At 62.6% G+C, this 11,628-nt stretch carries 10 protein-coding genes and 1 pseudogene; 4 read left to right on the top strand and 7 right to left on the bottom strand.

Annotated elements, in window-relative coordinates; all coding sequences use genetic code 11:
• Window positions 1-141: 141 nt before the first annotated feature.
• The 4 genes from J4E58_RS17965 to J4E58_RS17980 are packed head-to-tail and all read right to left on the bottom strand — an operon-like array spanning window position 142 to window position 5,747.
• Window positions 142-1,449 (bottom strand): NAD(P)/FAD-dependent oxidoreductase, encoded by a 1,308-nt coding sequence (locus J4E58_RS17965; RefSeq protein ID WP_087091790.1) that lies wholly within the window; start codon window positions 1,447-1,449, stop codon window positions 142-144.
• The gene (locus J4E58_RS17970; RefSeq protein ID WP_087091791.1) at window positions 1,446-2,123 is read right to left on the bottom strand and encodes a S8/S53 family peptidase; all 678 of its coding nucleotides are present in this window, start codon (window positions 2,121-2,123) and stop codon (window positions 1,446-1,448) included. The genes J4E58_RS17965 and J4E58_RS17970 overlap by 4 nt, the downstream gene beginning before the upstream one ends.
• Complete coding sequence (locus J4E58_RS17975; protein WP_087091792.1) at window positions 2,113-3,831, bottom strand: ABC transporter ATP-binding protein; 1,719 nt, start codon at window positions 3,829-3,831, stop codon at window positions 2,113-2,115. Before J4E58_RS17975 ends, J4E58_RS17970 begins: the two co-directional genes overlap by 11 nt.
• Complete coding sequence (locus tag J4E58_RS17980) at window positions 3,831-5,747, bottom strand: sigma-54-dependent Fis family transcriptional regulator (RefSeq protein ID WP_087091793.1); 1,917 nt, start codon at window positions 5,745-5,747, stop codon at window positions 3,831-3,833. The genes J4E58_RS17975 and J4E58_RS17980 overlap by 1 nt, the downstream gene beginning before the upstream one ends.
• A gap of 791 nt (window positions 5,748-6,538) precedes the next feature.
• On the opposite strand from J4E58_RS17980, the gene J4E58_RS17985 reads away from it, so the two are divergent.
• Window positions 6,539-6,754 carry a hypothetical protein gene (locus J4E58_RS17985; RefSeq protein ID WP_143481901.1) on the top strand — a complete coding sequence of 72 codons (216 nt, stop codon included), beginning with the start codon at window positions 6,539-6,541 and terminating at the stop codon, window positions 6,752-6,754.
• Between the two features lie 146 nt (window positions 6,755-6,900).
• The gene (locus tag J4E58_RS17990) at window positions 6,901-8,106 is read left to right on the top strand and encodes a hypothetical protein (protein WP_102673032.1); all 1,206 of its coding nucleotides are present in this window, start codon (window positions 6,901-6,903) and stop codon (window positions 8,104-8,106) included.
• Window positions 8,107-8,152: 46 nt separating this feature from the next.
• On the opposite strand, the gene J4E58_RS17995 is transcribed toward J4E58_RS17990, so the two are convergent.
• The 3 genes from J4E58_RS17995 to J4E58_RS18005 are packed head-to-tail and all read right to left on the bottom strand — an operon-like array spanning window position 8,153 to window position 10,257.
• On the bottom strand, window positions 8,153-8,467 hold the full coding sequence (locus tag J4E58_RS17995) for a hypothetical protein (RefSeq protein WP_256583196.1): 315 nt from the start codon (window positions 8,465-8,467) through the stop codon (window positions 8,153-8,155).
• A 21-nt stretch (window positions 8,468-8,488) separates the two neighbouring features.
• Entirely contained in the window at window positions 8,489-8,875 is a 387-nt protein-coding gene (locus J4E58_RS18000) for a hypothetical protein (protein WP_087091796.1), read from the bottom strand.
• Window positions 8,872-10,257, bottom strand: coding sequence for a hypothetical protein (locus tag J4E58_RS18005; RefSeq protein WP_087091797.1), 1,386 nt, complete (start codon window positions 10,255-10,257; stop codon window positions 8,872-8,874). Before J4E58_RS18005 ends, J4E58_RS18000 begins: the two co-directional genes overlap by 4 nt.
• 513 nt (window positions 10,258-10,770) lie before the next feature.
• On the opposite strand from J4E58_RS18005, the gene J4E58_RS18010 reads away from it, so the two are divergent.
• Complete coding sequence (locus tag J4E58_RS18010) at window positions 10,771-11,028, top strand: hypothetical protein (protein WP_087091798.1); 258 nt, start codon at window positions 10,771-10,773, stop codon at window positions 11,026-11,028.
• 171 nt (window positions 11,029-11,199) lie between these two features.
• Window positions 11,200-11,518 (top strand): annotated as a pseudogene (locus J4E58_RS18015) (IS3 family transposase); the annotation flags it as partial.
• Between the last annotated feature and the right edge of the window lie 110 nt (window positions 11,519-11,628).

The raw sequence follows: 11,628 nt of genomic DNA on the forward strand, positions 1-11,628 counted from the left end.
TCATCTTCTGTAGGAGCGAGCTTGCTCGCGATCAATCGTCCAGGCGCCCACGCATCCGGCGATCGATCGCGGGTGCCTTTGCGGCGGCTGCGCCGCCGATCGCAGCCTGCGGCAGCGGCTACAAAAGCCGCCACCGTCGCATCAGGGCTGGTATCCCTGCCCCAGCAACCAGCCGCGCACGGCCTTGTCCTGCTCCGCGCTCAGACCCGCCAGCAGCTGTTGCGCCGGTTCGTTGGGCAAGCGGCGCAACAACGGTGCCAGCTCCACCCCTTGCACATGCCAGATGCCCAGCGGCTGGTCCGGGGTGATCACCACCTCGGCTTCGTCCACCAGGCCGTCGCGCAATACCGGGGCGCGCTCGATACGCAGGGCGGAAAAGTCCGCGACGCGATGCGCCGGCTCGCGGTCCGGCCATTGCCGGCGCGCCTGCCAGAACGGCTGTTCGGCCCAACTCTGCTCGTCGGTGTAGAAATCGCGGCCGATGCGGGCAAAACGCAGGAACAATTGCTCCACCCGGCGGGCATGGAAGCGCTGCGCCAGGGCCGCCCGTTCGGGCCGTTGCAGCAGCGTGTTGATCACCGCCGGCGCCTGCAACGCCGAGGACAGCGACTGGAAGATACCGTTGCCCGACAGCGGGTCCACGGCCATGGCCGCATCGCCCACGCGAATCCAGTTGGCGCCACACACCTGCGGGCAGAGGATCGCCGTGCTGCTGCGCGCGTGCAGCTGCACATCAAGCTCCGGCCCTGCTCCGAAAAACGCCCGCGCCAGGGCCGAAGCCTGTCGTCGCTGGCGGCAGTAATCCAGCAACTGCGCCTTGCCCGGCAGCGCGGCGCTGGCCACGTCCACCGTCAGTTGCCAGTAACACTGGCCGTCGGCCTGGCGCGCCATCCAGGCCCAGCCGTCTTCCAGGCTGTGCACGGCGCTGGCGGTGCTGCCCGGCGCGCCCTGCCAACGGTTGAGCAGGCTGAGCGTTTCCGGGCCCCGCAGGCCTTTGCCCAGTTCTTTACTCAATGCAGGCGCCTGGCGCCCACGGGCCTCCACCAGAAAGTCCGCGAAACGCTCGGCCTGCCCCTCGATCCGCAGCCGATGCCCGCTCGCCGTCGACTGCACCTCCAGCACCCGCCCCTCGATCAGCTCGACCCCAGCCTCGCGCAAATCCTCGCGCAGGCCGCGATCGAAACGCGGGCGATCCAGCAGGTATTCGACATTCTGCCCATGGCTCTGGCCGTTCCACGCCACCTGACGCTGGGACGCCTGCAACGCCGCCTCCAGCCCACGCCCCAGGCCGGCGCCACGCAGGGCTTCGAGCACCCGCAGCGACACCCCTTCGAGCGCCGGGAAACGCCGCCACTCACTGACCAGCGCCACCTCATAGCCCAGGCGGCGCAAGCCCAGGGCCACCGCCGCACCCGCCGGGCCGGCGCCGAGCACCAGGATCGGCCTCATGTCCAGCCGCGCCGTTCGGGGCCGTGATAGCGGGCGTGGGTCCGCAGCCACTGGACCACCTGCGGGTTGTTCGCGTCGCGGTGTTCGCCGAGATAACAGGCGATATGCCCGCTCAATGCCGCGCAGCCCAGGCTGGCGCCGGACTGGCCGGGGTGGCTGCCCTGCACACAGGCGGCGAAGTCGGCCTGCTGGCTGTCGAGCCACGACCATTCGCCGGGGGTGCAACGGGCATCGCCGGTGACCCGCAGCACCCCCGGGTAACGGGCCGGGTACACCCCCTCGCCCTGGGCCGGCGTCGAGGCGCACAACAGCACGCCACGGGCCAGGGCGGCCGCGCAGGCTTCGCGCAACAGGCGGCGGTCCTGGCGCAGCCCCAGGCTGAGGTTGACCAGCCGCACCTGCTGACTCACCAGCCAGTCCAGGGCGCTGGCGATCTGCAGCGCACTGGTCACCCCGCGCTGGTCGAACACCTGGGCCACACAGAAACGCGCCTGGGGCGCCCGCGCGCTGATCGCCTCGATGATCGCGCTGCCGTGGCCGAGGGGGTCTTCGCGCAAGTCGCCCTCACCGACCCCGTCTTCCACCAGGTAGAAGCGCCGCCCGGCCACCACCTGCGGGCGTTGCACGGCCGTATGCCCGCTGTCGACCACGCCGATCCGCAGCTCAGGCTTCATGGGGCACCTTCACGGAGTGCAACACGCCGTCCACCAGCTCGAAGCGCAGGTCGGCGTCGGCCAGGGTCGACGGCCGATGGCTGATCAGGATCCGCGTGCGCCCGGCGAATAGCCGGTCGATGGCCTCGATCACTTCACGCTCGGTGCTTTCGTCCACCGCCGAGGTGGCTTCGTCCAGCACCAGGATCAACGGGTCCTGGAGCAGCGCGCGGGCAATCGCGATCCGTTGTTTCTGCCCGCCGGACAGCTGCTGGCCGCGCTCGCCCAACGGGCTGTCCAGGCCTTCGGGCAGCGATTCGATCAGGCTGTCCAGTTGCGCCAGCCGCGCCACCTCGGCCACCGCCGCGCGCGGTGCGTCGGGCACGCTGTAGGCCAGGTTGTCGGCCAGGCTGCCGCGGAACAGCACGATGTCCTGGCTGACCACAGCGATGCGCCGGCGCAGCTCGAACAGGTCGAGCTGGCGCAGGTCGATACCGTCCAGCAGCACCTGCCCGGACTGCGGGTCGTGGTGGCGTTGCAGCAAGTCGATCAGGGTCGACTTGCCGACCCCGGAACCGCCACCCAGGGCCACCTTCAGGCCATAGGGAATGCGCGCCTCTATGCCGCGCAGGGTGCTCGGCCGCCCCGGGTGGCTGAAGTGCAGATCACGAAAAGACAGCTCGCCACCGCTGGGCATCGGCAACGGTTGCGCCGGCGTGGTCACGCTCGGTTGCTCGCCGCGCAGCTCCATGACCCGGCCCAGGCTGACGCTCATGCGCTGGATCGCCACGTACAGCCCCAGCAGGCTCTGCACCGGCCCCACGGCCATGCCCAGATAAGTGGAAAAGGCGATCAGCGCGCCCAACTGCCAGGTGCCCTGCACCACCCAATAGCCGCCGATCAGGAACGCACAGGCGCGCGACAGCGAGGTCAGGGTGCCGGGCACCGCCTGGGTGAAAAACTCACTGACCTGCAGGCGCAGCAACTGGCTCATGTAGCCCTGCCCCAACCGTTCCAGGCGCCGCGCTTCGCGTTGTTGCTGGCCGGCGCTCTGGATGAACTTCATCACCGGCAGGGTCTCGACCATGAACGACGACATGTCCGCCGAACGCTCGCGCAGTTGCCGCACATCGCGCTCGACCTTGCGCCGCATCCAGCGCAGCCAGAGCACGTCCAGCGGAATCAGCAGCAGCGCCAGCAGCGACAGCTGCCAGGACAGGGTCACCAGCAGCGCCAGGGCCACCACCAGGCCGATCACGCTGGACACCGCGGAGAACAGCGAATCGACGGCAAAACGCTGGATCTCCGCGACGTCGCCATCGAGCCGCGACATCAGGTCGCCGATCCGCCGCTGGCCGTAGAAGCCTGGCGACAGGCGCTGCAAATGCCGGTACAGGTCGTCGCGCAGGGCGAACAGGATCCGCCCCGACAGGCGCGTGTGCAGGTAGCGGTTGATGCCCGACAGCGCGGTGCCCAGCAGCCCGGCGAGAATCATCAGCCCAGCGATCCACGCCAGCCTCGGGAAATTGCGCGCCAGCAGGCCGTCGTCGATCAGCAGCTTGGTCAGCCACGGCTGCACCAGCACCAGCAACGAGGCGCAGACCGACAGCGCCAGCAACCCGGCGATGGCCAGGCGCTGCGGGCGGACAAACCCGTACAGCCAGCGCAAGGCGGCTTGCAGGGCCGCGGGGTCGGGGCTGTCCACCAGCCGGCTGAGCAGGCGCGACATCAGCTGCGCAACTGCTTGAGCTTGCGGTACAGGGTCGCGCGGCTGATGCCCAGGGCATCGGCGGCGGCGGAGACATTGCCCTGGTGGCTGTCCAGCGCCTGGCGGATCAGCTCCAGCTGGTTCTCGCGGATGCTGCCGCTGGCCGGGCGTTCGCTGGCGTTGAGATCGTCGAGCATGCTGTCGGGCAGGTGCTCCAGGCCCAGGACCGCGTCGCCCGCCTCGCGCATGGCCAGGGCGGTGCGCAGGACCATCTCCAGCTGGCGAATGTTGCCCGGCCAGTGATAGCCGGCCAGCAACTGGCGCAGGTCCTCGGCCAGGGCCGCGCCGGGGCTGCCGAGCTTGGCCAGCAGCACGTCCAGCAGCGCGTCGAAGTCCTCGCGTTCGCGCAGCGCCGGGAGCATCACGCTGATGCCGTTGACCCGGTAGAACAGGTCCTCGCGAAACTGCTTGTCGGCCACCTGCTGCTTGAGGTCGCGGTGGGTGGCGCAGATCAGCGCCACATCGATGTCCTGCTCTTCGCCGGCGCCCAGCGGCGCCACCTTGCGATCCTGCAGCACCCGCAACAGGCGCGCCTGCAAGGCCAGCGGCATATCGCCGATTTCATCGAGGAACAGGGTGCCGCCATGGGCCTGTTGCAGGCGGCCGATCATGCCGCCACGGCGCGAGCCGGTGAAGGCGCCCTCGCGATAACCGAACAGCTCCGACTCGATCAGGCCCTCGGGAATCGCCGCGCAGTTGACCGCGATAAAGGGCTTGTCGGCGCGACTGCCCGCCATGTGCAGGGCGCGGGCGATGACCTCCTTGCCGGTGCCGGTTTCCCCCAGCAGCAGCACCGGCAAGGCATTGGCCAGGCCCTGGCGGGCCATGCGCAAGGCCCGGGCATAACGGCTGTTGCTGCCGGCGAGGGTGTCGAGTTGCGGGTCGGGCTGCGCCTGGCTGGGGGCGCTTTTCGACGTGCCGCGCGGCACGCTGCTGACATTGATCGAGCGTTGCGGGGCACGCAGGGTCTTGTAGAAAAACTCGCCCTTGGCGGTCTGCAGGCTGCCGATGCCGCCCTGTTGCAAACGGCCGAGCAGTTGCACGCCATCCACGCCAAGAAACTCTTCGCAACGCCGCCCGACCAGTGCCGAACGCTCGGCGCGCAACAACTGGCAGGCCTGAGCGCTGACCGCCAGGATCTGCCCGCCGAGACTGACCGCGAGCAAGCCTTGCCACGGCGATTCGAGATACTGCCGACGACTGTGGAACGCCAGGACAATCTGCTCGGGAAAGCTGTTGTTGAACACCCGGCTCTCGATCTGGCTGACCGCCATGCTCAGCAGCGCAGTGCTGTCGTGGATACGGCCCAGCGGGCCTTCGCGGGTCAGGTCGAGCACACCGAGGATCTCGCCCTGGGGGCAGTGGATGGGCACCGAGGTGCAGGAAAAAGGGCTCAGGCGGTCCAGGTAATGCTCGCCGCAGTCGATCAGGGTGGTGCGCGCTTCCACCAGCGCCGTACCCAGGGCATTGGTGCCACGGGTGGCTTCGCTCCAGCAGGCGCCGAGGGTGATGTCCTGCACACCGCTGCCCTTGAGCCGGTCGGCCCGGCCTTCGACCGCAAGAATGGTGGCGTCGGCATTGGCCAGGATGATCAGGCCGTCCTGGCCCTGGCGCTCGGCCAGGTAGTCGATGGCGGGTATCGCCGCGTCGAGCAGCAGGCGATTGCTCGCCAGCAGCACCTCGAGGCTGGCGCCGGATTCCAGGGTCAACTCCGGCTGGCCATTGAAGTGCACGCCATGGCTGAGGCTGCGCCGCCATGAAGCATCGATTTCCGCACGTAATACGCCATCGGGGACTGCGCCTTCCAGATGGAGTTTTCTGCGGGCCAGCCCGGCTTGGTGCTGCAGCTCGCCGGTTGTTGTTTTTATAAGAGTCATCAAGCGCTCCGAATCGGTCCGCCCGGCACCTCCCCGGTCCATTCCCTTGGGCTGCGAGGGGCACGCAAGCCATGGGCAATGTCTACACCCGGTTCAGAAGGCAGTAAAGGGAAGTTTGGCCCCTGGCCAGCCCTGCCATTGACAGAAGCAAAACCTGCGCCACGGGACAAACCGCGCCAGAACATCTTGACGTTAACGTAAAGCGGATGGCAAGAGCCGTATGGCGTCCGGTTGCCCCTGGTACTCACAGGTCGCCTGGCGGTAAACGGCCCAGTAAATGATCAGTCTGAACAGGGGGAACATAAAGCAGGTAGTGCGGACAGGCTGCAAACTAAGTCCCTTTATATTCTGAAATGACTTATTGCCAATACTTACAAGAAGCCATGGTCATTCTTTAGCGGAGTTATAAAGACAACTTCGCACTATTACCACTCGCACTTATCTTTATAGCCACCCAGTAACACCACCCTTTCCCTGGCCAAGTCAGTTATCCGTCAAACCTGTAACCGCTCAAAACTTCAGGGGCATCTTACTGTTTTAAATAAATAAAAAAATATTATCGGGCACTAGAAAACAATGACTACGCTGATCTTGCTGGATGCGAACGGACAGAACGCGAGTCGACAAGGAGGTCGAAGTCATGCGTCGGAACACTATTGCCCCGCACTTCTACGACCTATCAAGACCGTCAGCTTGCACACTTCAAGCCGCCCAGAAAAATCACCTACGCCCCCCTAAATCAACCTCCCGAAAAGTTGCCATTTCAGGACAGAGCCTGATTGGCGCCCCCTATGAAAGTCCATGGAGATGGAAAGCCGGAATTCAGCGCGGACCTGGACCCCACCAGCATCGAGCATTCCCTGGAGGCCACGCTTCCTGGCAACCATCGCGTTCTCGCCACCGACAGCCTCTATGGCATCGCCTACCAGGACGACTGCGGCGAACCCCGGCAGGTCGGCCTTGCAGTACCACAGCCAGTCCATCAGCCGCCAGGACTGCTGATATGAGCCTTGCCGCTGTCCAGATCGCCCCCTGTATCGGCAGTTGCGGTGAGGCGTCGCGGTCCGATGGCAACCACCACAACCCCAGCCTGCCCTACACGGCCGGCGGGTCCCATTCCGAAGACATTTCTCAAACAGTCACAGGTGCCTGAATGAATACCAATTGGTTGAACGACTTGAACATTTTCTATGACGACAGCAGCAACGAATCCCTGCGCGGCGTGCTGAAGACCGATGTCAGCGGTCACCTGATCGGCACCTACCAAGGGCCGAAGGTTTCCGGCTACACCACGCTCTATGGCCGCCTGGAGACGAAAAATGGCGCGCTGCGCCCGACCTATCTGCTGCCCGCCTTCACCCAGCGGACCCAGAAGGATGTCGACACCACGCCGATCCAGGGCAGCGACGACTTCGTCGCCGTCTGGGCCAGCAACGACCCGGGAGCCTTTCGCATCTTCGTGCGCAAATACAGCGTCAGCGAGCGCCAGGGTATCGGCGCGCCCTACCCGGAAATCCAGATCAGTGGCTCCAACGGGGATTATGTTTGCCCCAGGGTCATCTACAACCCCGCCAACTGCCAGCTCTTCGCCTGCTGGATCGGCGTGACCGAACGCCAATTGCAGGGTATCTGGCTAGACAAGGACACCCTCGAGCCGACCAGTTATCCGGTGATGATCACCACCGCCGTCTATCCGACTCTTTTCAGCCCCAGTGCCGATCTGGACGCTTCCACCTACGAAAATATCGTGCTGATGAACCATGGCGATGGGGTGATCGTCAGCGTCCAGGAAACCCTGAGCAAGATCAACTTCCTGCGGGTGGGCAGACCCAGCTCCGGCACGTCGCCGGTCAAGCTGATGACCAGCTACTCGCAAACCGGCATGGGCAAGTTCCATGCGACCTTCGACACAATGCACAACAACATCATGCTGGTGTATATCGGCACCAGCGCCTACGTCTATGGCGACCGACTCAGGATCTTCGGCAAGGCCGATCAGTATGAGGCTGAGCAGTACCAAAGCGATCAGGACCAGCAAGTCCTCCCCCCCGTTCGACTGAACAACAATGCCTACGCCTCGAGCCAGCCCTATATCAGTGCCATGCCGGCCAGAGGCGGTGTCATTGACTTCCTGGTGACCTGGAGTACCGGCTATACCGGTATCTTTTTCAACCGGTTCGATGACTACTTCAGCCAGTTAGGGACGGAAACCCCGATCAACCCGAACGACAGCGGCAATACCTTTCCCAAAGCCGTCGCCAGCAGCAACCAGATCGCCGTGCTGCTGCAAGCGACCCGCTACAAGGGCAACGCCCTGAGCGCCCAGGGTGTCCTGGCGTATGTGAGCAACTACGACTGAGCAGCGCTGCCTCCTGCCGGCATCCCGGCAGGAGGTGTGCCGCTCATCACCGATAAATAATCGTAAAGGTCGCCGCGCCATTGGCCAGGCCCGGCGTCACGATGGTTTCCGTCTCCCCTCTTTTGAGATGGAACCCGGGAAACGTCACGGTCCCGGAGATCCCCCCAATCAGCAAAAGCTTCCCCCAGGGACCGCCGTGTTTTAACGGAGCGCGGGCCATGATGGCGGAACAGTTTTTCAGATGGTCCAAGAGCTCATCCAGCTTGGTATAAGCCATGTGCAACGCGACACCGATCCAGACAAGTGTGCCGAGAATCACGACACCACCCAGATACCCGAAAGCAATCTCAGGGATACTCATTTGTGGCTCTCGTAAATAACCTCAAACAACACCCAGCTTGACCACCGCCGCAAGGCCCGTCATGACCACTATCAGCGCTAGCGCACTCCACTGCAGCACGACCAACTTGCGCTTAAGCGCCGCAGGAAAACCCAGCAAGTCCTCGGCACTGACCCAGCCACGCTTAAGGTAAAAATGGGGGAAGGTTACAAAACCGGAAATGCTCCCGACCAGAATCAGTTTCCCCCATGGGCCACCGTGCCTGAGCATGGTCAGCATGCTGAGCACAGCACTGTTTTTCAGATGATCCAACATCAAGTCCATCTTGGTGTAGGCCATGTGCAAGCAGATACCAAGCACAATAAATATCCCTGCAAAATCGACGAGTCCGACCACCAGAAATATTTTGTCTGCCGTATTCAGGCTCATTTGACCGCCTCATAAATTTTCTCGGCCATTGCTTCCCCGGCAGAGTTACCAACGACACCAGCCGTAAAAGAAGCACTTCCTACAACCACGACACCACAAGCCAACGAGGCTAAGCCAGCAGTTGGAACACCCAGTGCGACGCACAGTGTTCCGACAATAGGCGTCGTTAAAAAGGCTCCGACGATGGCGCCTCCTCCGACCCCACCGACAAAGTTACCGGTCTCAGTGAATCTGACTTTCTCGCATGCCTCGGTGTTACCCGCTGCACACACATCTTGAACCTTCATGTAGGAAGCTCCACCGCCAAGAGCCGTGCCGATCCAGCCGCCATACTTGACGACTTTAGCCGCCTTGGCCACTCCCTCGATGTGTGTGGCATAACCTGGGATCTGCTCCGCAGCCCCGGCCTTGGTCCAACGGTGAACCAGACTGCGGCTGGAGATCCCCAAGGCACTTTTCAAGTTCGGATGATCGGGGAAGCCAATGCCTTTTCGGGTCATGGAGGTTAGTCGGGTATTGAGCTGTGCCAGCAGTTTTTTACGTTCAGCAAAGAACTCCGGCGACCGCAGGTGGCCGTCTTTCTGGAACGTGCGCTGATGCAACGCTTCGATATCACGCAGCGTGGTTTTGACGTCTTCCAGGTTCTTGGCAAACATCGCTTCACCGATGCCGATAGCCGTCGAACCCTGTGCCAGAAAGTTTTCGATTTCGTCTCGGTGCCTGGCCATGAAGTTCGCTTCTTCCGCGCTGAGCGGTTTGAGTGCGTCATTGGTCTTGGCTACGGCCTCCATCAGCAACCCTTCTTCACGGGTACATTGCAGGTTGCCGGGATCGCTGAGCACGATCATCGAGCCCGCTTTAATGTCGCTCAGGCCGGGGTTCAGCGACTCAAATTTGCTCATCACGGCTGGGTTGCGAGAAGTGAACAGCACCGACTCAAGCTGTTCACGGCTCATGCTTTTAGGCACGACGTAAAAGCCCGGCTCTTGCGGTTGAGGTTTTACGACAGGTTCGGCATCAGGCAACGCGGGCTTGTTGTCTTCTTGCAGGCGATGATCCAGGGAACTCGCCGCCCAGCCCTTTCCGGTGATGTGTGAATACTTGCCGAAGGTGTCGCCGCTCAAAGGGCTGAACGGGTCATTCGAGACCAGCAGCCAATCGCCCCGTTCTACGCTCGCCAGGATTTCGCGCAGATCATCGCTCGATAGATGGCCATGCGAACTGCCGTGGGCATAAAGCAAATCATCCAGCCCGTCGATTCTGTTGCTGTACCGCCCGAGGGCCTGTTGAACTTCGAACCGGGCAAAAAATGGCGACTCGATGCTGTTGAAACCAACTCCTTCATGCTCACGGTCTTGCCGACGAATAAGGCGCAGCCACATACCCCCCCTCCCTGATAAACGACGCGTCCAAGCAAGCCGGTGAGCGTGTTGGCGCTATTGATAAGGCGGGGGGATGGTGCTGGCCGTCATCTGTCGGCTCAAGCGGATAGAGCACTTGAACAGGGTAAAACCGTGTATTTCAGGAGAGTCCTACAAGCGTGCCTGAACTTGTCTGACGCTAGAGCTGGATCAAGGTCTGAGCAGGCGCATTGCTCGCTGGCGGCCCTGTTACGTTCAGTCATTGAGTCGGGGCTTGCGCTCATGAAGGCGCGTCATTACTCTGCGCCGGTCGCTGCCAAATCAGCGACCGGGTGTAGGAGCCCGAGTATCACACCGTGCACGAGCGCCCAGCTTTTTCTGGGTGCTTTTTGCTGCCCTGTGTTTATGGCGGCTGTGCGCGGGCACGCTTCGGCGTGGCCGGGTCGTGTGACCGGTCTCCTACCCCGCGTACAGCTGCCACCCAGCTTGTAGGAGGGTTTGGTGGTAGCCCACTCAACACACGGAGCTACATCAATGAACGGATATATCCCGCTTCACAGCACTGCCACCGAGCATCCTGTCCTGCTGATCGATTCCAGCGCCTCGCTGGTGGACTTGCTGGCCTGCGCCGGCCGGCGCGTTCGCGCCATTCACAAACTGATGAACAGCCTGTCTTGCATGACCGCGCGTACCGCGGATGAAAGTGATTTGTTCCAGATCGCCGATATCGCCTCGCTGCTGCTGAGCGATGGCGTGGCCTTGCTGGATGTTGCCCAAGGCAAGGCAATGTAAGGGGGCACAGGCGGATTCGGCTCTAAGCGCTTGAGGCCCCTCCCGACATCCTCTGCGACAGCCTGTTGCAGGCATTAAAAAGCCCCTGGATCTTTTGATTCAGGGGCTTTGGTATGAGGGGCGTTCAGAGGTGGTGCGTATCGTTAATGTTCATCGCGGGCAAGCCTCGCTCCTACACAGGAGATGATGATTCACCCCGACCAAGGTAACCAGTACAGCAGTTCCGATTGGCGTAGTTTTCTGAAGGCGAACAACCTGGTTGCCAGTATGAGCCGCCGAGGAAAACAACCATGACAACGCGGTAGCCGAGAGTTTTTTCCAGCTTCTGAAACGGAAAAGGATCAAGCGAAAAACCTATACCACACGGCAAGAGGCACGTAGTGATGTGTTCGATTACATCGAGTTGCTCTATCCCTCGAAACGCCGTCATGGCTTTAACAATCGGTTGTCACCGATAGAGTTTGAAAAGCGTTATGCAATGAACGTGTAAGGTGTCTAGAAGATCCGGGGCGATTCATACCACATGCCCCACACAAACTCATCATGTCCAGAACTCGCGGTAGATCACTTATCCGCAGGCAGAAAGCCCGGCATTTCTGC

It is taken from the genome of Pseudomonas sp. FW305-25, from assembly GCF_017351415.1.
GTDB classification, from domain to species: domain Bacteria; phylum Pseudomonadota; class Gammaproteobacteria; order Pseudomonadales; family Pseudomonadaceae; genus Aquipseudomonas; species Aquipseudomonas chlororaphis.